At 63.8% G+C, this 21,660-nt stretch carries 17 protein-coding genes and 1 tRNA gene; 7 read left to right on the top strand and 11 right to left on the bottom strand.

Translation table 11 applies throughout. From position 1 onward, the window contains the following. Nucleotides 1-101: 101 nt before the first annotated feature. Entirely contained in the window at nucleotides 102-539 is a 438-nt protein-coding gene (locus GWL_RS10535) for a response regulator (RefSeq protein ID WP_034350428.1), read from the top strand. Between the two features lie 123 nt (nucleotides 540-662). Here GWL_RS10535 and GWL_RS10540 read toward each other — a convergent pair. Further along, nucleotides 663-739, bottom strand: a tRNA-Arg gene (locus tag GWL_RS10540). A 144-nt stretch (nucleotides 740-883) separates the two neighbouring features. On the opposite strand from GWL_RS10540, the gene GWL_RS10545 reads away from it, so the two are divergent. The 3 genes from GWL_RS10545 to GWL_RS10555 all read left to right on the top strand — a co-directional run bounded on the left by GWL_RS10545 (nucleotide 884) and on the right by GWL_RS10555 (nucleotide 4,204). Beyond that, nucleotides 884-1,543 (top strand): sensor histidine kinase, encoded by a 660-nt coding sequence (locus tag GWL_RS10545; protein ID WP_034350430.1) that lies wholly within the window; start codon nucleotides 884-886, stop codon nucleotides 1,541-1,543. Nucleotides 1,544-1,617: 74 nt separating this feature from the next. Continuing rightward, complete coding sequence (locus GWL_RS10550; RefSeq protein ID WP_008329681.1) at nucleotides 1,618-2,271, top strand: response regulator transcription factor; 654 nt, start codon at nucleotides 1,618-1,620, stop codon at nucleotides 2,269-2,271. Nucleotides 2,272-2,581: 310 nt separating this feature from the next. Then, on the top strand, nucleotides 2,582-4,204 hold the full coding sequence (locus tag GWL_RS10555; protein ID WP_008329682.1) for a GGDEF domain-containing protein: 1,623 nt from the start codon (nucleotides 2,582-2,584) through the stop codon (nucleotides 4,202-4,204). On the opposite strand, the gene pnuC is transcribed toward GWL_RS10555, so the two are convergent. From pnuC to GWL_RS10605, 10 genes are all read right to left on the bottom strand, one after another. Then, the gene (pnuC, locus tag GWL_RS10560; RefSeq protein ID WP_008329684.1) at nucleotides 4,201-4,788 is read right to left on the bottom strand and encodes a nicotinamide riboside transporter PnuC; all 588 of its coding nucleotides are present in this window, start codon (nucleotides 4,786-4,788) and stop codon (nucleotides 4,201-4,203) included. The two genes, GWL_RS10555 and pnuC, sit on opposite strands and share 4 nt — an antisense overlap. A gap of 30 nt (nucleotides 4,789-4,818) precedes the next feature. After that, complete coding sequence (ftsB, locus tag GWL_RS10565; protein WP_008329686.1) at nucleotides 4,819-5,211, bottom strand: cell division protein FtsB; 393 nt, start codon at nucleotides 5,209-5,211, stop codon at nucleotides 4,819-4,821. A 53-nt stretch (nucleotides 5,212-5,264) separates the two neighbouring features. After that, nucleotides 5,265-6,548, bottom strand: a complete 1,284-nt coding sequence (gene eno / locus GWL_RS10570) for a phosphopyruvate hydratase (protein ID WP_008329687.1) — start codon at nucleotides 6,546-6,548, stop codon at nucleotides 5,265-5,267. A gap of 114 nt (nucleotides 6,549-6,662) precedes the next feature. Continuing rightward, a complete protein-coding gene (locus GWL_RS10575) occupies nucleotides 6,663-8,315 on the bottom strand; it encodes a CTP synthase (protein ID WP_008329694.1) in 1,653 nt (550 codons plus the stop codon). Between the two features lie 179 nt (nucleotides 8,316-8,494). Further along, nucleotides 8,495-9,313, bottom strand: coding sequence for an alpha/beta fold hydrolase (locus GWL_RS10580; RefSeq protein WP_192811562.1), 819 nt, complete (start codon nucleotides 9,311-9,313; stop codon nucleotides 8,495-8,497). Nucleotides 9,314-9,429: 116 nt separating this feature from the next. Further along, nucleotides 9,430-11,919: a DNA internalization-related competence protein ComEC/Rec2 gene (locus GWL_RS10585; protein WP_008329699.1), complete on the bottom strand. Its 2,490-nt coding sequence runs from the start codon at nucleotides 11,917-11,919 to the stop codon at nucleotides 9,430-9,432. After that, the gene (locus tag GWL_RS10590; protein WP_008329701.1) at nucleotides 11,919-12,725 is read right to left on the bottom strand and encodes a TatD family hydrolase; all 807 of its coding nucleotides are present in this window, start codon (nucleotides 12,723-12,725) and stop codon (nucleotides 11,919-11,921) included. The genes GWL_RS10585 and GWL_RS10590 overlap by 1 nt, the downstream gene beginning before the upstream one ends. Nucleotides 12,726-13,043: 318 nt before the next feature. After that, nucleotides 13,044-14,216: an acetylornithine deacetylase gene (gene argE, locus GWL_RS10595; RefSeq protein ID WP_008329703.1), complete on the bottom strand. Its 1,173-nt coding sequence runs from the start codon at nucleotides 14,214-14,216 to the stop codon at nucleotides 13,044-13,046. Nucleotides 14,217-14,325: 109 nt separating this feature from the next. Next, nucleotides 14,326-15,042: a lipoprotein-releasing ABC transporter ATP-binding protein LolD gene (gene lolD / locus GWL_RS10600; RefSeq protein ID WP_008329705.1), complete on the bottom strand. Its 717-nt coding sequence runs from the start codon at nucleotides 15,040-15,042 to the stop codon at nucleotides 14,326-14,328. Next, nucleotides 15,035-16,300 (bottom strand): lipoprotein-releasing ABC transporter permease subunit, encoded by a 1,266-nt coding sequence (locus tag GWL_RS10605; protein ID WP_008329707.1) that lies wholly within the window; start codon nucleotides 16,298-16,300, stop codon nucleotides 15,035-15,037. Before GWL_RS10605 ends, lolD begins: the two co-directional genes overlap by 8 nt. A 327-nt stretch (nucleotides 16,301-16,627) precedes the next feature. On the opposite strand from GWL_RS10605, the gene GWL_RS10610 reads away from it, so the two are divergent. The 3 genes from GWL_RS10610 (at nucleotide 16,628) to recJ (ending at nucleotide 21,545) form a co-directional block, all read left to right on the top strand. Then, entirely contained in the window at nucleotides 16,628-18,751 is a 2,124-nt protein-coding gene (locus GWL_RS10610; protein ID WP_008329711.1) for an ATP-dependent helicase, read from the top strand. A 71-nt stretch (nucleotides 18,752-18,822) separates the two neighbouring features. Beyond that, entirely contained in the window at nucleotides 18,823-19,854 is a 1,032-nt protein-coding gene (locus tag GWL_RS10615) for a hypothetical protein (RefSeq protein ID WP_008329712.1), read from the top strand. Next, a complete protein-coding gene (gene recJ / locus GWL_RS10620; protein ID WP_008329713.1) occupies nucleotides 19,851-21,545 on the top strand; it encodes a single-stranded-DNA-specific exonuclease RecJ in 1,695 nt (564 codons plus the stop codon). The genes GWL_RS10615 and recJ overlap by 4 nt, the downstream gene beginning before the upstream one ends. Nucleotides 21,546-21,660: the final 115 nt, after the last annotated feature.

Genomic DNA, 21,660 nt, shown 5'->3' on the forward strand with positions numbered 1-21,660 from the left:
ATGCGTATTGAACAATGGATTTCTGCCCCCTGCTATGTCAAACTTGCCGGAACTCAGAAATGCCGCATTCAAAGAACAACGCCCTGTCCCGCACATAACGCATGTCCCGCCCCAGCATATTGATGGTCGATCCCAGTCCGGAGTCGGTGGAACTGGCGCGCTTCAGCCTTTGGCGCAGCAAGCTGGAGTGCGACTTCGGTTGGTTCGAGGATGCGGAACGGGCCATGGAATCGCTTTTCAGTCCCCACGCGCAGCAGCACCCCGAAACCCTGCCCTGCCTGATCCTGCTGGAACCGCGACTGCCGCGCATGGAAGGGCTGGACCTGCTGCACATGCTACGCAGCCAGCCGCATACGCGCGCGCTGCCGGTCATCATGTTCGCCACCTCTCATGACCAAGCCGATGCCACGCGTTCGCGCGAAGCAGGCGCCAACGACTACCTGGTCAAACCGGTGGATGCGCGTGAATTCATGGAGTTGGTCAACCAGACCGTCCAGCACTGGCTGCAAGCGCCCCCGGCTCAGACCGAGCCACGCTGACCGGCCAGTACCTGCGCGCAGCAGGCACTGAGCAAAGCCGGAAAAATGGAGGCGGAAATTGGAAGCGTAAAAGTGAAGGCAAAAAAGACAAAAGGGCCCATCTTGCGATGGACCCTTTATATCTGGTGCGGCTGGCAGGAATCGAACCCACGACCCCTTGGTTCGTAGCCAAGTACTCTATCCAGCTGAGCTACAGCCGCGAAAAACAAAATTATAGCAGCAAGTTTTCCCCTTTGGGAAGCCCTCGACCGAGATTTTTTGCCGAAAGGGAAATCCGGCCTGCATATGGGTGGCTCGCGGCTATTATGAAAGAATATTCAGCTTCCTCCGCTTACCTGCCTCGCATGTCCGATTCTGCCGCCCTCGATCTGTCAGATGCCTATCGCCTCCGTGAAGAAGAACGCACGCGCATCGCCCGCGACCTGCACGACGAACTGGGTGCGCAATTGACCGGCATCGGCATGGCACTGGGCCAATTGCGCGAACAGCTGGCCCTGGAACACCATGCCGCCCTGCCGCAGGCCGACTACGCCGGACAATTGCTGCAGCAGGCGCGCGAAGGCATGGAGCGCATCATTGACGAACTGCATCCCCCCATCGTCGAGTTCGGCCTGGTCGACGCCCTGCACTGGCAGTGCCGCCATTTCAGTCGCCAGAGCGGCCTGGACTGCCGCTTCCACGCTGAGCAGGGCCCGACCGTGCACGATGAATTCCTGGTACTGGGCCTGCTGCGCATCCTGCGCGAGGCGCTCAACAATGTGGCGCGCCATGCAGCGGCCCGAACGGTGCAGGTGCGCCTGGAACAGAGCGGCAAACACCTGCACCTGAGCATCGCCGATGACGGTGGCGGCTTCGATCCCGCCCTGGCCGGGCGCGACGGCAGGCGTGGCCATGGCCTGACCAACATGCGCCAGCGCGCCGCAGCCCTGGGCGGCAGTGCGACATGGGAGGCCCGCGCCAGTGGCGGTACCTGCGTAAATATCGTCATACCTGTCACACTCTGAATGAACGCTATAGAATACGCCCTCGCCCGCCGCAGCTTGCAGCAAGGGTTTCAGAGGAGTGTCGCCGTCCGCCCATGAGCAAGAAATCCACCGCCGCCATCAAGGTCCTGATCGCCGATGACCACGCCATCGTACGCGAGGGTCTGCGCCAGATCTGTGCCGGCAGCAAGGACATCGTCGTGGTCGGCAATGCTGCCAACGGTCTGGAGGCCATCAAGCTGGCCCGCGAAGGCAATGGCGATGTGATGCTGCTGGATATCGTGTTACCCGACCGCAGCGGCATCGACATCCTCAAGCAGATCCGCAAGGAGCAGCCGGAGCTGCCGGTGCTGATGCTCTCCATCCACCGTGAGGACCAGTACGCGATCCGTTCGCTCAAGGCCGGAGCGGCCGGCTTTCTCAACAAGCAGGCCAGTCCTGGCGAACTGCTGGCAGCCATCCGCCAGGCCGCCGCCGGGCGCAAGTACGTGAGCCCCTCGCTGGCGCAGGAACTGGCCAACCAGATCGGCGTGGACCACGACACGCCGCTGCATGAAACCCTCTCCGACCGGGAATACCAGACCATGGTCATGATCGCTTCCGGCAAGACCGTCAGCGACATTGCCGCCGAGCTGCTGCTGTCGGTCAAGACCATCAGCATGTATCGCTCGCGGGTGCTGACCAAGATGAAGATGCGCCACAACGCCGAGCTGACGCATTACGCGCTCAAGAACAAGCTGGTCGAATGAGTTTGCCCCGCCCTTTCCCCGCTGACGCCTGACAAGCAGTCAGCAAGCCGTGGCTTCCTTGTTGGAAAGGGGCTTTTCTCCTCCTATTAAAAGCATCCAGAGCACATGCGCTGAAGTACAATTAGTTGTCATTCTTGCCTCTACCTTGAGGGACAGCGGCAACGGACTACGGCGCAAGGGGAGACTACGCCGCGTCTGCGCGATGACAGGGGAAGGCGCCGTGCTCAAGCAATGCCGGCCTGCGCCGATACCTTATTAAATTCCCCGTGGCACCCAGACAATCACACCAACAATACAGTCACCAGCCGGCATGTCCAAGAAACCGACCACGCTCACGCCTGTCGAGATCGCCCGAGAAGCTTTCCAGAGGCTGGGGGCCAGGCGCATTGCGCCCACGCCGGACGCCTACCGCATCGCCTACGAGGAAATCCAGGGCGGATTGCCAGGGGTGACGGCCGAGTCGGTGCTCGGCAATTTCGCCACCAAGCTCTCGCGCCAGCCCGGTGAGAACGGCCTGCTCGGCACGCGCCTGGTACGTGCGCGCGAGAATGGGGACTGGAGCGAGTTCGAACGCCAGCTGACCGAATTTGCCGACGCCAACTGGCAGAGTCGCCCCATCCTGCCCGCCAAGCCGGCAGTGCCCCACGGCGAACTGGTGCCAATCGACCTGGAACGCCAGTTCATCCGTGACAGCATCAAGGAGAAGATGCTGCGCGAAATGCTGGCGCGCATCCTGGTCTTCAATCTGCCCTCGCTGCTGTCGACCGCGCCGGAACTGGCCAATGAGTCGCGCAACAGTGGCCAGGAGCTGAAGATGGCGTTCTCGGAACAGGCGATGAACGACATCATCAGCCGCGTCAGGCAGCTCAGTTTCCAGATCGAGCTCAAGACCGACGACATGGCCCAGCAGCAGGATTTGCTGATGCGCCTGTTCCAGTTGCTGCTGGAAAACATCAACGGCCTGCTGGAACAAGGTTCCTGGCTGTCGAGCCAGATCGAGACGGTGCAGAGTCTGATCGCCGGCCCGCTCAGCAGCACCTCCCTGGCCGACGCCACCAAGAACCTCAAGGAAGTGATCTACAAGCAGGGCCTGTTGAAGAACACCCTGTCCGAGGAAAAAGTGGTGGTCAAGAACATGATGCTGACCTTCGTGGATCGACTCTCGGCCATGGTCTCCACTACCGACAACTACCAGCGCACCATCCGCGGGTTCTCGCAACAGATCAGCCAGGCCGGCAACATTGCCGACCTCAACAGCGTGCTCAGCGAGATCATGACCGAGACGCAGAAAGCCCAGGAAGAAGCCACCCGCTCGCGCGATGCGATGGAAGATGCGCGCCAGGAAGTGGAAAAGGCCGAGGAACGCATCCAGGCGCTGGAGCAGCAACTGCAGCAGATGGGCGAACTGGTGCGCGAAGACCAGTTGACCGGCAGCCTCAACCGGCGCGGCATGGATGAATCCCTGGATCGCGAGATCGCCAACGCCCTGCGTCGCGAAACGCCCCTGTGCGTGGCCCTGCTGGACCTGGACGACTTCAAGCGCATCAACGATACGCACGGCCATGCCACCGGTGACGAAGTATTGGTACACATGGTGCAGGTCATTCGCGAGACCTTGCGCAAGCTGGATGTGATCGCGCGTTTCGGTGGCGAGGAGTTCGTGGTACTGATGCCGGAGACCAGTCCGCAGGACGCGGTCCAGATCATCACGCGGGTCCAGCGCGAACTGACCAAGCGCATCTTCATGCACGAAAGCCAGCGCCTGCTCATCACCTTCAGTGCCGGCGTGGCGGTGTATCAGCCCGGCGAGAGCCAGGCGGATTTGCTCAAGCGCACCGATGTGGCGCTGTACAAGGCCAAGAATGCCGGCAAGAACCGCATCGTCTTCGCCGACCCGCCAGCGGCGGCACCGGCACTGCCGCCATCCCGCTAGGCGCGGCGCCAGCTGCGCCAGCCCGCTGCGGCCATGAGCACGAAGAGGGCATAGAGAATGGCCGTCAGCGTCAGGTGCTTGTAGAGATACAGTCCCACGTAGAGCACATCCACGACGATCCAGACCAGCCAGTTCTCCAGCTTCTTGCGCGACAGCAGGAATTGTCCGACCAGACTGCCGGCGGTGAGCAGGCCATCCATGTGCGGCACATCGGTATCGGTGTAGCGCTGCAGGAACCATGACAGTATCCCCCACCCCGCCACCCAGGCCATGCCCATGAGCAGCCAGCCCCGTGCCGAGAGCCTCGATACCTGCAGCGGCCCCTGCTGCTCGCCGCCACGCAGCCACTGCGACCAGCCCCAGACCGAGACCGCCACGAAGACGAACTGCAAGCCGGCATCGCCATAGAGACGGGCATCGGCGAACACCGCCGCGTACAACAAGGAAGAGAGAATGGAGAACAACCACGCCCAATGATTCTGGGCGATGTTGAGCCAGACGGTGATCACCGCCAGCACGAAGGAGACCAGTTCCAGCGGCGTGGTGCTCAGGCCCAGCCAGTTCAGCGGGGTATCAAGGCTCATGCGAAAGACAGGACGACGCCGGACAGGCGCTCAACGCGCAGCAACGCGGGCGCTGGAGGCGGGCGCGTTGACGGGAACGGAAACACTGCTCGGTTGCCCGGAACCAGGCATGAAGGGATTTGGATTGACGGCAGGGGCAGGCTTGGTCGAATTGCCATCGAGCAGCTGGATGAAGACCTCGTTCTGCTTGATCATGCCCAGCTCGAAGCGCGCACGCTCTTCCACCGCCCCCTTGGACTGCTTCAGGTCGTCCACTTCAGAGGCCAGCTTGGCGTTGCGTTCCTTGAGTTCGTCGTTCTTCTTGTGCGCCAGTTGCACCTGGCGGTCGAGCTCCCAGACCTTGAACCAGCCGCCCTTGCCCAGCCAGAGCGGATACTGGATCACAACCAGCAGGAAGGACAGGCAAAGGATGATCAGGCGCATAGCCGGGAGCTCTCAATGCGGCGCCTGCCTTTGGGGTGGGCGCCGCAAGCTTCTTACTTCAGGTTGTAGAACGCAGCGCGGCCGGGATAGCTGGCGATGTCGCCCAGGTCTTCTTCGATACGCAGCAGCTGGTTGTACTTGGCCATGCGGTCCGAACGCGACATCGAGCCGGTCTTGATCTGCAAGGCGTTCATGCCAACAGCGATATCGGCGATGGTCGAGTCTTCGGTTTCGCCCGAACGGTGCGAGATCACGGCGGTGTAGCCGGCACGCTTGGCCATTTCGATGGCGGCGAAAGTCTCGGTCAGGGTACCGATCTGGTTGATCTTGATCAGGATCGAGTTGGCGATGCCCTTGTCGATACCTTCCTTGAGGATCTTGGTGTTGGTGACGAACAGGTCGTCACCCACCAGCTGGACCTTCTTGCCCAGGGTTTCGGTCAGCAGTTTCCAGCCGGCCCAGTCGTTCTCGGCCATGCCGTCTTCGATGCTGATGATGGGGTACTTGTCGCACCAGGACGCCAAGAGACCCGTCTTCTGGGCCGGGGTCAGCACCATGTTTTCACCGGCCAGGTGGTAGTTGCCGTCCTTGTAGTACTCGGAGGCAGCGCAGTCCAGACCCAGGGCGATCTGAGTGCCCGGCTCGTAACCCGCCTTCTCGATGGCTTCGATGATCAGCCTGATGGCTTCTTCGTGGCTGGAAACGTTGGGAGCGAAACCGCCTTCGTCACCGACGGAGGTGGCCAGGCCGCGATCGTGCAGGATCTTCTTCAGGGTGTGGAACACCTCGGCGCCATAGCGCAGGGCTTCACGGAAGCTCGGTGCGCCCACCGGGATGATCATGAATTCCTGGATGTCCAGGTTGTTGTCGGCGTGGGCACCACCGTTGATGACGTTCATCATCGGCACCGGCATCTGCATGGAACCGCTGCCGCCGAAGTAGCGATACAGGGGCAGACCCGATTCTTCGGCAGCGGCCTTGGCCACGGCCATCGAGACGGCCAGCATGGCGTTGGCGCCCAGGCGGCTCTTGTTCTCGGTGCCGTCCAGATCGATCAGGGTGCGATCCAGGAAGGCTTGCTCATTGGCGTCCAGGCCCATGATGGCTTCCGAGATCTCGGTGTTGATGTTTTCGCAGGCTTGCAGCACGCCCTTGCCGAAGTAACGGCTCTTGTCGCCGTCACGCAGTTCGATCGCTTCGCGCGAGCCGGTGGATGCGCCCGAGGGCACGGCAGCGCGACCCAGCACGCCGGATTCCAGCAGCACGTCGCATTCCACGGTCGGATTGCCGCGCGAATCGATCACTTCGCGGCCGATAATATCAACGATTGCACTCATTCCAGATCTCCATCAAGGTTTTAAAAATGATTGGCGGGTGCAGGCCCGGTAGCCGGGGCGCCCATGTTGAAACGGCCGCCCGACGGCAGCCGTTTCATGCACCTGGCCGGCAGCTTATGCCTGGCCCTTCGACGCTGCGTGATGCGCCAGCGCCGCGCGGATGTACGAAATGAACAGCGGATGGCCGTCACGCGGAGTGGACTTGAACTCCGGGTGATACTGCACGCCGATGTAGAACGGGTGAGCGTTCTCGCCGGTGCGCGGCAGTTCCATGATTTCGCACAGGTCTTCGCTGGGCGTACGGGCCGACACGATCATGCCCGCCTCTTCCACGCGACCCAGGTAGAAGTTGTTGGCTTCATAGCGATGGCGGTGACGTTCGGTCACGCTGTCGCCGTAGATTTCGGCAGCCAGGGTACCCGGCTTGACCGCACAGGTCTGCGCCCCCAGGCGCATGGTGCCACCCAGGTCGGAGTTGGCATCGCGCCGCTCGACCTTGCCGTCATGGTTCTGCCATTCATCGATCAGGGCCACCACCGGTTGTTCGGTATCCGGATCGAACTCGGTCGAATTGGCCTTGGACAGACCGGCCTTGTTGCGCGCATATTCCAGCAGCGCCACCTGCATGCCCAGGCAGATGCCCAGGTAAGGCACCTTGTTTTCGCGGGCATAGCGGGCGGCGGCGATCTTGCCTTCCACTCCGCGCTTGCCGAAACCGCCCGGCACCAGGATGGCGTCGTACTTGGTCAGGCTGTCGGTGCCGTTGGCTTCGATCTCTTCCGAATCCAGGTACTCGATGTTGACGCGGCTGCCGGTATGGATGCCCGCATGGCGCAGCGCTTCGGTGAGCGACTTGTAGGACTCGGTCAGGTCGACGTACTTGCCGACCATGCCGATGGTGACTTCGTGCGAAGGATTGTTCTGCGCATCGATCAGCTTGTCCCACATCGACAGGTCGGCCGGCTTGGGCGACAGGCCCAGCTTTTCGCAGATGATGGTATCCAAACCCTGGTCGTGCAGCATCTGCGGAATCTTATAGATGCTATCGGCATCCCACACCGAAATGACGGCGTCAGCGGCGACGTTGGAGAACAGCGAGATCTTGTCGCGCTCGTCGTCGGGGATGCGGCGGTCGGCACGGCACAGCAGCGCGTCGGGGGAAATGCCGATCTCGCGCAGCTTCTGCACGCTGTGCTGGGTGGGCTTGGTCTTGAGTTCGCCGGCCGAGGCCAGGAAGGGAACCAGGGTCAGATGCACGAAGGCGGTGGCGTTGCGGCCGGAGCGCAGGCTCAACTGGCGCGCCGCCTCAAGGAAGGGCAGCGACTCGATGTCACCGACAGTGCCGCCGATTTCCACCAGCGCGACCTCGAAACCTTCGGCGCCGCGATGGATGAATTCCTGGATCTCGTTGGTGATGTGCGGGATGACCTGGACGGTCTTGCCCAGGTATTCGCCACGGCGTTCCTTGCGGATCACCGATTCATATACCTGACCGGTGGTGAAATTGTTCACCTTCTTCATCTTGGCCGAGATGAAGCGCTCGTAGTGGCCCAGGTCGAGGTCGGTTTCGGCGCCGTCATCGGTGACGAACACTTCACCGTGCTGCAAGGGGCTCATGGTGCCGGGGTCGACGTTGATGTAGGGATCGAGCTTCAGGAGGGTGACTTTGAGGCCGCGCGATTCGAGGATCGCAGCCAGGGACGCGGCGGCAATCCCTTTACCCAGGGAAGACACGACGCCGCCAGTGACAAATACAAACTTGGTCATTACAGATGAGTGCCGAACGGCACATGCGGGAAATTCAAATTATACCCCAAATCCGGCTCGTTTTTTAAGCCTCCCTGCGATTAGTGTCTCTCCATCGACAATCTTGCAGCAGGAAAACATGCGCGGCCCCGCGCACTGGATTCTTGACCATCGTCCCGGCAAATTGGTTCATCTACACGTCACTGGCCGTGAAGCTGCCTGCCCTGCAACAGTTGTCCGATCATGCCGTGCGTGGCTTGGGCCGCCGCCACCGGGGATTCCATCGGAAACAGGTGGCCGCCGGCAATCTGGAGGAAGTTCGGTCCGACCAGCCGGCGCGTGGCCTCCAGGCCGGCCAGACGGCACTCGACCGAATCGACGCCGCCCACGAAGCCTACCGGCACCGGATAGGTCTGGCGCGCCAGGCGCCCGAGGTGATGAGGAATGGTGCGATAGACCGCGGTTTCGGTCTCGCGCGAGAAGCGCAGGCGCACGCCGCCACCGGGCTGCGCCACCAGGCCATGTTGCAGATAGTCGCGCAGCACCTGCTGCGGCCAGGCCGCAAACAGGGACTTGGCGGCGTAGTGCCGGTAGGCTGCCTCCATGTCCGGCCAGTTGTCACGGCGGCGCGCCGAGGCCACCGAGGGCGAATGACGGCTTTCATACTTCAGCAACTTGGCCAGGCGCAGCAGCTGCGCGCGCCAGCCGGCCACGATCGGCGAATCCAGCAGTACCACGCAGCGCACCAGCGCCGGGCGCTTGCGCGCAGCCATCAGCGCCAGGATGCCGCCCATGGAATGCCCTACCAGGATCACCGGTTCGGCATAGCTGCGCTCCAGTTCCTCACGCAGTTCGCGCGCCAGAGTGCGCCAGCCGTCGTCGACCGGAAAGCGTGGATCATGGGCGTGGATAGGCAAGGCGCGCACATCGTAGTGGGCACGCAATTGTTCGAAGAACATGCCGTAAGTCCCCGCCGGATAACTGTTGGCGTGGGCGAAATGAAGAATGGGAAGGCTCATGGACAGGTGCAGGCTAGGCAATGGCCGCAGCATAGCAAAACGGCCGACGCCGCGAGCGTGCTATTTTCCCGCATCGCGAAATGGAACGACAGGCAGGCGTCGAGCGCCTTGCCTGCTTACTGGCCGTACCAATACCGCGCATGTTGCTTGCGGTATTGATCCACTTGCAGCTGATCCCCCAGCGTCATGGTCAGCGCGCCAGTTTCATCGGTGCGCAGGCGGCGGATGCCAAGACGACCATATCGTTCATAGACTTCCGGCTTGGGGTGATTGAAACGGTTGCGATAGCCGACCTGGAATACCGCCAGTTCCGGCCGCACCGCCCGCAGGAAGGGCTCGGTGGACGAGGTCCCGCTGCCGTGATGCGGTGCCAGCAGCACCGTCGAGGGCAAGCGGTCGGCCAGCGGACCGTTGACCAGTTCGTCTTCCTGCACGGCCTCGATATCTCCGGCCAGCAGCACCGACTGCCGCCCGATCTGCACCTTCAGCACGCAACTGCGGGCATTCGGACGCCATTTGTCGCTGTCATAGCTGGCCGCCCGCGGATGCAGGATGGTAAAGCCGATGCCATCCCAGTTCCACGATTGCCCGGCCTGGCAGCGTGTATGCGCGGGTGCGGCGCGCAGGATGGGGCTCTGTGGTGCCAGCGATGAATAGACGCTGTCCACCGGCAGATGCTTGAAGAGCGACACTGCCCCGCCGGAATGATCGTTGTCATTGTGGGAAATCACCACACGATCCAGATGATCGATACCGCGCGCACGCAGGTAAGGCAGGATCACGCGGGTAGCCCCGTCGGATTCGGCGGTGTAATACGGCCCGGTATCGTAGAGCAGGCGATGTCCCGGCGTTTCCACGAGCACGGCCATGCCCTGCCCGACGTCAAAGGCGGTCACGCGCATGCTGCCTTCGGCCGGTGCCACGGGCGCATTGAGCAGCAACGGCAACCAGCCGAACAGGCCCAGCCAGCGCACCGGCCAGCCGCGCGGCGCCAGCACCAGCAAGGTTCCCCCCAGGGCCAGCGCGAACATCCAGACGCCCGGCAGCGGCGTTTGCCACACCGCCCAGGGCATGGCATCAAGTACTCGCAGAAAATCGGCCAGCCACGCCAGTAGCTGGTGTGGGACCTGCAACACGAAGTGGGCGAGCAGTTCCGGCAGGATGCTGCCCAGCAGCGCCAGCGGCGTGATCACCAGCGAGACCAGAGGAATGGCCAGCGCATTGGCGATCGGACTGACCAGGGAATATTGCCCGAACAGCAGCACCGTCAAGGGCACCAGCCCCAGCGTGACGACATATTGGGCGTATCCCGCTTGCTTGATCCGCTGCAGCAGCGCCGACCACCAGTGCCTGCGCGAGGCCGCGGCAGCCATGGCCTGCGGCGGCTGCATGCGACCCACCGAGCCATAGAGCAGCAAGGCCACCGCCCCGAAAGACAGCCAGAACCCAGGCCACAGTACCGCCCAGGGATCGAGCAGCAAGACCAGCCCCAGAGCCAGGCACTGCACTACCGAGACACGCACGATGCGGCCGCGCCAGAAGGCGACCCCGACCACGACCAGCATGTAGAAGGTGCGCTGGGCCGGCACTCCGAAACCGGCCAGCAGGACATAGAAAAAAGCCACCAGCATGCCCACGATCACCGCCACCTTCTGGGCCGGCAGGCGCAGCGGCAGTTGCGCCCCGGTGAAGAAGGAACGCCGCCACAGCCAGCTCGCCAGCCCGCCGCACAAGGCCGCCAGCATGGTGATGTGCAGACCGGAGATGGCCATCAGGTGGCCAATGCCGGTGCGATTGAAGACGGTCCATTCGGCCTGGTTGATGCCACGCTGGTCGCCCATGACCAGCGCCGCGATCACCCCGGCATAGGGCGCATCGGGCAACGCCGCATGGATGCGATCGCGCAGCCAGCCGCGCGCGCTGTCGATGACGTGGGAAGGTGTCCAGACGAATTCATCGATGCGCCGGTTCAGCGCCGTGAGCGGCGCGCCCGCCGCCGCCGGACGACCAACGACATAGCCGGTGGCACGTACATCGTCCTGCAGCAGCCACAATTCGTAGTCGAATCCGTCGGGATTGGCATTGCCGTGCGGACGCTTGAGGCGCACCTGCAACCGCCAGCGTTCGCCGGGGCGCAGGTCGGGTACGGCCAGCCGGGGCGGGGCGAGCTGCTCGCCATCTTCGGACGGCAGCTGGTAACGCTGGGTGCCATACCAGGACAGCGCCAGCCGGGGCGGCACCGGCGGCTTCACGCCCCCCTGCAGCACCACCTGCTCCACGTCGAAACGGAAACGCACCCCCTGCTCGTTGTGGACAGGCAGATCGGCGACGGTACCGATGACGGTGATGTCCTTTCCTTCCCAGGCTGTCGGCAAAGCCTGGTCAAGGTAATAGAGCGCAAACGAGGCGGCCCACAGAAAACCCAGCCAGGCGCCGCAGGTCAGCAATAACGGCACCCGCAGGAAAGGCTGCCAGAACTTCCAGGCAGTCAAGGCCAGCAAGGCGGCCAGCACCAGGCCCACGGCATACCACTCGGTCCCGGGCAACTGGCCCTGCACCTGCAGCAAGCCCACGCCGACGGCAAATCCGATGATCAGCGCGCGCATCAGAGGTGCAGTCCCGCATGGGCCAGGCGCGGCAGCGCGGCCCGGGCATTGGCCGTGGTGGCGGCGGCGATCTCGTGCAAGGGCAATTGGCGCAGCCCGGCCAGGACTTCGGCGATGCGCGGGATCTGGTCCGGCGTGTTGATGTCGGGATGGCGCCAGGCCGGGGAAATATCCGGCGCGTCGGTCTCCAGCACGATGGACGACAAGGGCAGTTCCTTTGCCAGGCGGCGAATCTGCAGCGAACGCGGGAAGGTCATGGCACCGCCGAATCCCAGGTGCAGCCCCAGTTCAACAAAGGTCCGGGCCTGCTGGTCGCTGCCATTGAAGGCATGGGCGATGCCGCCCGGCACGCGGATACGGCGCAGGTATTTGAGAATGATGTCCTGGGAGCGCCGCACATGCAGCAGGACCGGCAGCGCGAACTCGCGCGCCAGCTTGAGCTGCTCGGCGAAGAAGAATTCCTGCTTTTCGCGCAGCGGCGCTTCCTTCAGGGCTGGTACGAAGAAATCCAGCCCGATTTCGCCAATCCCTACAAATAGCGGATCGTCCAGCGCGTCGGCAATGGCCGTGCGCAGCGTGTCCAGATCGCTTTCTTCCGACGTGGGCACGTAGAGGGGGTGGATGCCCAGCGCATAGACGGCGTTGCCGACCTCGCGCGCCAGTCGGGCGACCTCCCGGAAGTTCACCCGCGCGATGGCCGGGATGACGATGACGCGCACGCCAACCTGCGCGGCCTCGGCAGCGATGGCAGCGGAACGGGCGCCGAATTCCCCGGCATCGAGATGGCAGTGCGTATCAACCCACATGTGCTGGATGGCTTGGCGAAAATCGGAAAGACCGGCCCGGCGGGCAACGGCTCCGGATGACGACACCCGCAACAGGGGCCGCGACCGCATGGCTCAGCCAGGCTGATCCGGCTCGCTTCCCCCGAAGCGTCTTGTTGTTTCAACAGCATAGCCGGTTGGCACCGGCTTCGGAGACGGCAGTTTACCGTCTAACGCGCTCTTGCAGGGATTAACAATCGTAAAGAATGACGGCAGCAGGCGCGCAGCACCATGAAAAAAGGACGCGATCGCTCGCGTCCCGCGTCCCTGGCTGTCGAGCCTGGCTGATCCTGTGTGCGATCAGGCCGGCTGCAAGGACTTGCCCAGCTTGCGCAGGAACTGCTCGCAGCGTTCCATCTGCGACAGCGTCACGAACTCGTTGGGCTTGTGGGCATTGCCGATGTCGCCGGGACCGCAGACGATGGTCGGAATGCCGATCTGCTGGAACAGCCCCGCCTCGGTACCGTACGCCACCTTGCGGGTTTCACGGTCGCCCGTCAGTGCGCGTACCAGTTCGGTGATGGCCGCCTGCTCCACCGCTTCCAGCGCCGGGCTGCCGGCGAAGTTGTCGATCTCCACGCGGGCGTCCGGGAACTCGCTGCGCATCTTGGGCAGCAGCACCTCGGCGATGTACTTGTCGATCCGGGCCTGGATGTCGGCCACGCTCATGCCGGGCAGGTTGCGGAATTCGTAAGTAAATTCACATAGCTCAGGGATGGTATTGACCGCGATGCCGCCACGGATCTGATTGGTGGTCATCGTGCTGAAAGGCACATCGAAGAATTGGTCATAGGGGCCATTGGCCTTGTAGCCATCGGCGAAATCGCGGATGGCGCAGATCAGGCGCGCGGCGTGCTCGATGGCATTGCAGCCCTGCGGGGTCAGCGAAGAGTGCGCGGACTTGCCGTGTACCTTGCAGGCGAACACGTTGATGCCCTTGTGCGCTACCACCACGTTCATGCTGGTGGGCTCACCGACCACGCAGCCATCGACCTTGATGCCGCGCTTGACGATCTCTTCCAGCATCACGGGAGCGCCGATGCAGCCGATTTCTTCATCATAGGAGAACGCCAGGTGAATAGGCTTCACACGCGGCATGGCCAGAAATTCCGGCACCAGCGCCAGCGAGGTGGCGATGAAGCCTTTCATGTCGCAGGTACCGCGACCGTACAGGCTGCCCTCCTTCTCGGTCAGCTTGAAGGGGTCGGTATCCCATTTCTGGCCATCCACGGGCACCACGTCGGTATGTCCGGAGAGCACGATCCCGCCCTCGGTGCTGCCGGCATCGGGACCGGCGGTAGCGGGCAAGGTGGCGAACAGGTTGGCCTTGGTCTGCTCCTTGTTGTGTGCCAGCCAGGAGGAGATGCCCTGCTTTTCCAGGCTGTCCCGCACGGTGGTGATCAGTTCCAGGTTGGAATTGCGGCTGGTGGTATCGAAGGCGACCAGGGTCTCTAGCCATTGGCGGGTGTTCATTGTCTTGCTCCAGTTTCCATCTGTATCTGTTCAGGTATTCGTGTCTTCAAAAGCATACCGCCGTCTCCAAAAGACGGCGGTATCAAGGGCATAGCTTACCCGGAAAGCCTCAAGACTGCTGACCGGCCGCCTTGAGCCCCTGGTCGGACAGTCGCAGCACGCGTGCGCAACGCCCGGCCAGCTCGATATCGTGGGTGACGATGACGAAGGCTGTACCCAGCGTGCGCGAGAGTTCGATCATCAGTTCGAAGGTGCGATCGGCGGTGCTGCGGTCGAGGTTGCCGGTCGGTTCGTCGGCCAGCACGCAGGCCGGGCGCGTGACCAGCGCGCGCGCCAGCGCCACCCGCTGACGCTCGCCGCCGGAAAGTTCACCCGGCCGGTGCGTCACGCGTTGCGCCAGGCCGACCTTGTCCAGCATCTCGCGGGCCTGTTCCTGCGCCTCGGCACGCTTGATGCGGCGGATCATCAGCGGCATGGCCACATTGTCCAGCGCAGAGAATTCCGGCAACAGGTGGTGGAACTGGTAGACGAAGCCCAGCGACTGGTTGCGCAGGGTTCCGCGCTCGCGCTCGCCCAGGCTGGCGAAATCCTTGCCCAGCAGGCTCACGGTACCGCTGCTGGGGGTATCGAGCCCGCCCAGCAAGTGCAACAGGGTCGACTTGCCGGAACCGGAGGCGCCGACGATGGCAACCTGCTCGCCATGGTAGACGTCGATATCGACATTGCCCAACACCTTCACGGAATATTTGCCCTGGGTGAAGGTCTTGCCCAGCCCGCGCGATGAGAGCACGGCCTGGCGGTTCTTGATCGGATCAATATTATTCATAGCGCAGCGCCTCCGCCGGTTTGACACGGGCCGCTGACCAGCTCGGATAGAGCGTGGCCAGGAATGCCAGCACAACGGCCAGGCCGCCGATGGTGGTGACATCCGACCAGATCAGCTCGGACGGCAATTCGGAAATCACATAGATGCTCTTGGGCAGGAACTGCACATGGAAGGCATGTTCGATGGCCGGCACCAGCACATCGATGTTCAGTGCCACCAGCACGCCCAGACCGACCCCGGCAGCCGTACCGATGAGGCCCACCAGTGCGCCCTGGATCACGAAGATCTTCATGATGGAACCGGGAGAGGCCCCCAGCGTGCGCAGGATGGCGATGTCGGCCTGCTTGTCGGTCACCGTCATCACCAGCGTGGACACCAGGTTGAAGGCCGCCACCGCGATGATGAGGGCGAGGATGATGAACATCATGCGCTTTTCGGTCTTCACGGCCGCGAACCAGTTGCTGTTCTGCTGCGACCAGTCGCGCAGGTAGAGGTCGCCGGTGAGAGTGTGGGCCAGTTGCTGAGTCACTTCCGGGGCCTGCAGCATGTCGCGGATGCGCAGGCGCACGCCGGTAGGGGCATCCATGCGGAACAGGGTCTCGGCATCCTTGATGTCGATGAACGCCAGCGACGAGTCGAATTCATAATGGCCGGCCTCGAAGATGCCGGTCACGGTGAACTGCTTCAGGCGCGGCAGCACGCCCGCCGGGGTCACCTGCCCCTGCGGCACGATCAGCGTGACCTTGTCCCCCAGGCCCACGCGCATGCCGCGCGCCAGCTCGCCGCCGATGACGATGTTGAATTCGCCGGGCTTGAGCGAATCGAAACTGCCCTGCTTGATCTGCCCGGCCACGTCGGACACCTTGCGCTCTTCTTCGGGCAGCACGCCGCGCACCATGACGCCGCGCAGGTTGTCGTCACGCGTCATCATGCCCTGACCGGACACGTAGGGCGCCGCGCCCAGGACTTCCGGGTTCTGGAAGGTCTGCTTGGCGACAGCCTGCCAGTCGTGCATGGCACCGGAAGCGTCAAACACCTCGATATGGGGCAGCACCGACAACATGCGATCACGGACCTCCTTCTGGAAGCCGTTCATCACCGACAGCACGACGATCAGCGCGGCCACGCCCAGCCCGATGCCGGCCATGGAAATGAGGGAAATGAAGGAAATGAAACTGTTGCGACCGCTGCGCTTGCCGGCCCGCGTGTAGCGGATACCGACCAGCCATTCGAACGGCAGGTTTTTAATCAGACTCAAAATTGCTCCGGGAGAGGGCCTGCACAATGTGCCACCAGTCGCCTCGCGCCCCAGGCTAGGGGCGCAATGCTCCGGCCGCACGCCAACACGGGCGAAGACAAAGCGCGAAGTTTGCCACAGTTTGGACCGACGGCCCATCCCTGGCCCTCAGCCGCCTGCTCGCGCCTGACCCGTCGGTCGCCCGCCGTGATGTCTATAGATTCACTTCCACGGCAGAGGTTCGCGCTCAGTGACTTCATATAAAAGCACTTCCTGATGTTGCATCATGAACTGGTTATATATACAGTATCTGCTTGCGCCCCCTCGCCCCTCCGGATTTCCCGCACCATGCCACCCGAACTCGCCCAGGACGTCCCCGACACCAGCAGCCCGCCCGGCGGCGAGCGCGATCCGTTTGCGCGCCTGAACGCGCAGCAGCGCGAGGCGGTCGAGCACGGCAGCAAGCTTGCACCGGCACAGCAGCTGCCGCTGCTCATCGTGGCCGGCGCCGGTACCGGCAAGACCAATACCCTGGCGCACCGCGTCGCCAGGCTGATCCTCGACGGGGCCGACCCGCAGCGCATCCTGCTGCTGACCTTCTCGCGCCGGGCGGCCGCCGACATGGGCCGGCGCGTCGGCCAGGTGATCCGACAGGTCCTGGGGCTCGCAGCCACCGACAGCCCGCCGCAACTGCCCTGGTCGGGCACCTTCCACGCCATCGGTGCGCGCCTGTTGCGGGAGTACGCGGCCGTCATCGGTTTGGAAGAAAACTTCACCATCCAAGATCGCGGCGATTCCGAAGACCTGATCGGCCTGCTGCGGCACGAGATGGGGCTGTCCTCCACCGACAAGCGTTTTCCGCTGAAGGCGACCTGCCTGTCCATTTATTCACGTGCGGTCAATACCCGGCAAGACCTGGGCACGGTGCTGCAAACCCAGTTCCCCTGGTGCCGGGAATGGGAAAGGCCGCTGGGCGAACTCTTTACCCGCTATGTGGAGGCCAAGGAAGCCCAGCATGTGCTGGATTACGACGACCTGCTGCTGTTCTGGGCCGACATGCTCTCGGACCCGGTGATCGCGCAGTCGGCAGGCGCGCGCTTCGACCACGTGCTGGTGGATGAATACCAGGACACCAACCGCCTGCAGGCCGAGATCCTGCAAAGGATGAAACCGGATGGCGCCGGTGTGACCGTCGTAGGCGACGATGCCCAGTCCATCTATTCCTTCCGGGGCGCCACGGTGCGCAACATCCTCGACTTTCCCGAGCTGTTCACGCAGTCGGCGCGGCTGTTGACGCTGGAACAGAACTATCGCTCCACGCAGCCCATCCTGCAGGCCTCCAATGCGGTCATCGCCGATGCGCCGGAGCGGCACCTCAAGCAGCTCTGGAGCGACAAGCCTTCCTCGCAGAAGCCGCAACTGGTGGTGATCCCGGATGAGGCCGAACAGGCGCGCTGGGTGGCCAACCGCATCCTGGCGCATCGGGAAGAAGGACTCACGCTGAAGTCGCAGGCGGTGCTCTTCCGTACCGCCACCCACAGCGCGGCGCTGGAACTGGAACTGGTCCGGCGCAACATCCCCTTCGTGAAGTTCGGCGGCCTCAAGTTCCTGGAAAGCACACACATCAAGGACCTGCTCTCCCTGCTGCGCCTGACCCACAATCCCAGCGGACGGATGGCGGGCTTCCGGGCGCTGCAACTGATCCCCGGGGTCGGTCCCGCTACCGCCAGGAAGGTGCTGGACCTGATGGCCGGTGCCAGCGACCCGGCCGACGCGCTCCTGAACTTCAGCGCGCCCTCCGGCATCGCCTTGCAATGGCAGGCCTTTGCCGACACCTATGACCTGATGCGTCGCGCCAGCGCGACCTGGCCGACCGACCTCCAGGCCGCGCGCGACTGGTACCTGCCGCAGCTGGAACAACGCTACGAGGATGCCGACGCCCGTGCCGCCGACCTCGAGCAGTTGACCGCGCTGGCCAGGGGCTATGCCTCGCGCGAGAAATTCCTCACCGAACTGACCCTGGACCCGCCCGAGGCCAGCAGCGATTTCTCCGGCCCGCCCTATCGCGACGAAGATTACCTGACGCTCTCCACCATCCACTCCGCCAAGGGCCAGGAATGGCGCTCGGTCCATGTACTGAATGTGGTCGACGGCTGCATTCCGTCCGACCTGGCCACCGGCAGCGAGGCCGAGATCGCCGAGGAACGGCGTCTGCTGTACGTGGCCATGACACGCGCCAGGGAGTATCTGCACCTGGTGGTACCACAGCGCTTCTACATCACCCAGCAGACGGCGCAGGGCGAGCGCCACATCAACGGCATCCGCAGCCGTTTCATCACGCCGCGCATGCTGCCTTTCTTCGAGGACAGCCTGTGGTTCTCGGCCGAGACCAATGGCGCGCGCACGCCCATGCCCGACAGCGTACGCATGCTGGTACGACAGCGCGCCAAAAACGCCTGGAACAAGCAATGACACTGCCTTGAAGTGAAGCTTTGTGCAGTCGACGGGGCCAAGCGGCGCGCCAGCCGCTAAAATAGCGCCCCATGAATCAACTTGACATCCTCATCCCCTTCGCCCTGCCCCCGGCCGAGCTGGCGCGCGACCTGCTGCGCCAGTGCCAGGCGCCGGCCCTGGCCATGCTGCTGGGCCGGGGCAAGGCCGTGGCGCGCCAGGCGCATGATCCGTTTTCACGCGCCCTGCCGCATGAACACTGGCTGGCCCGGCGCTTCGGCCTGCCGCCTGCCGCCCAGGATTGCAGCCCGGCTGCCGCCAGCGCGCTGATGCAGCGCTTGGGCCACGCGCCCAGCGCCGGCCACTGGTTCGTGCTGCATCCGGCCCACATCCACGTGGCCCGCGATCATCTGGTGTTGACCGACATCGGCCAGCTGCAACTGGAGGAGGACGAATCGCGCCGCCTGTTCGACGCCGCCCTGCCGCTCTTTACCGAGATCGGCCATGAGCTGGTCTATGGCGACGCCCGTACCTGGTTCATCCGGGCCGATGCCTGGGCCGGCCTGCGCACCTCCACGCCTTCGGCGGCCAGCGGGCGCAATGTCGATATCTGGATGCCCGAAGGACCGGGCGAGCTGGCCTGGCGCAAGCTGCAAAACGAAGTGCAGATGCAATGGTTCGCCGAGTCCCTCAACGAACAGCGCGAAATGCGCGGCCAGAAGGCCATCAACTCGATCTGGATCTGGGGCGGCGCCGATGCCGGCGTGCTGGCGCAGGACATCTACACCGAACGCTTCGGCCTGCGCGGCTGGCTGCGCGCCTTCGGGCAGGAGCGCATCGATGGGGGCGCGGCCCAGCTCGTGCGCGGCAGCGGCCACCGCCTGCTGGTGCTCGATGCCCTGGCCGAAGCCGCGCTGGCCGAGGAATGGGGTCTCTGGCTGCAGCACCTGGAACACCTGGACCGCGACTGGCTGGCACCCTTGCTGGTATCGCTGCGGGCAGCAAGCCTGGAGTCGCTCAATCTGATCCTGAGCGGCGCGGATCGCAGCCTGGAAGTGACGGTCACCCGTGGCGCGCTGCGGCGTTTCTGGCACAAACCTTCACTGGCGGGGCTGTCGGCATGATACGCGTCACCACCCGCTCCTATGACATCACCCAGGCCGAGCAACTCATCGCCGAAGGGGTGCACCCGGTGCTGGCACGCGTCTATGCGGCGCGCGGCCTGTCCACCGCACGTGAGCTGGCCAGCGAGCTCAATGCCCTGATCGCCCCGTCCGGCCTGCTGCATATCGATGCCGCCGCCAGCTACCTGGCCGACGCCATCGCCGCGCGCAAGAAGCTGGTCATCGTCGCCGACTACGACTGCGACGGCGCCACCGCCTGTGCCGTCGGCCTGCGCGGATTGCGCCTGTTGGGCGCGCAGGTCGACTATATCGTGCCCAATCGCTTCGAATACGGTTACGGCTTGACGCCCGAGATCGTCGAGCTGACCGTGCGCGAGAAGAATCCCGACATCATCGTCACCGTCGACAACGGCATCGCCAGCATCGATGGTGTGGCCGAAGCCAAGCGGCGCGGCATCGACGTCGTGGTGACCGACCACCACCTGCCCGGCGACGCCCTGCCGGAGGCACGCGTGATCGTCAATCCCAACCAGCCGCAGTGCGGCTTCCCCAGCAAGAACCTGGCCGGGGTGGGCGTGATGTTCTACGTGCTGCTGGCGCTGCGCGCCGAGATGCGCAAGCGCGGCCTCTTCGATGCCCAGACCCAGCCACGGCTGGACAGCCTGCTCGACCTGGTGGCCCTGGGCACCGTGGCCGACGTGGTCAAGCTGGACGCCAACAACCGCATCCTGGTGGCGCAGGGCTTGAAACGCATGCGCAGCGGCAAGATGCACCCCGGCATCGCCGCCCTGTTTCGCGCCGCCGGCCGCGAGGCCCGCCGCGCCACTCCGTTCGACCTCGGTTTTGCCGTCGGCCCGCGCCTGAACGCGGCCGGCCGCCTGGCCGACATGTCGCTGGGCATCGAATGCCTCACTACCGATGATGAAGGCCGTGCCTGGGCCATCGCCCAGCAACTCGACGCCATCAACCGCGAACGGCGCGACATCGAAGCCGGCATGCAGGACACCGCCCTGCTGCTGCTGGACGATTTCAACCCGGCCGACCGGCGCACCATCGCCGTTTTCGATCCCTCCTGGCACCAGGGCGTGATCGGCATCGTGGCCTCGCGCCTGAAGGACAAGTTCTACCGTCCCACGATCACCTTCGCACCGGGAGATGAAGGTTTCATCAAGGGCTCGGGCCGCTCCATCGCCGGTTTCCACCTGCGTGACGCGCTCGATCTGGTGTCCAAGCATGCCCCCTCGGTGATGACCAAGTTCGGCGGCCACGCCATGGCGGCCGGGCTGACCATCCATGCTGAAGCCTTCGATGCCTTTGCGCAGGCTTTCGAGGCGGTAGGGCGCGACTGGCTCACGCAAAACCAGCTGGAGCGCGTCATCGAGACCGATGGCGAACTCGAGGACAGCTACTATTCGGTGGAATTCATCAGCCTGATGGACCAGCAAGTGTGGGGCCAGGGCTTTGCCCCGCCGGTGTTCTGCGACCATTTCCGCGTGCTCAGCCAGCGCATCCTCAAGGACAAGCACCTCAAGCTGCAACTGGAAAAGGGAGGGCGCAAGTATGACGCCATCTGGTTCGGCCATACCGATGCCCTGCCCGACCATGCCCAGGTCGCCTTCCGGCTGGATGCCAACGAATACAACGGCAAGACCAGCGTGCAACTGATGGTGGAACATGCCGAACCCGCCTGAAGCACCAACGGCCTCCTCGCCGGGCCAGCCGGGCTGCGCACGCGGGCAAAGCCTTGCCCTGCAAGGATTGCAGCCCGGCAATAGCTAAAAAAAGAGCACCGGCGCCACATTGCAG

This window comes from Herbaspirillum sp. GW103, assembly GCF_000261365.1.
Classification (GTDB): Bacteria; Pseudomonadota; Gammaproteobacteria; order Burkholderiales; family Burkholderiaceae_D; genus Herbaspirillum.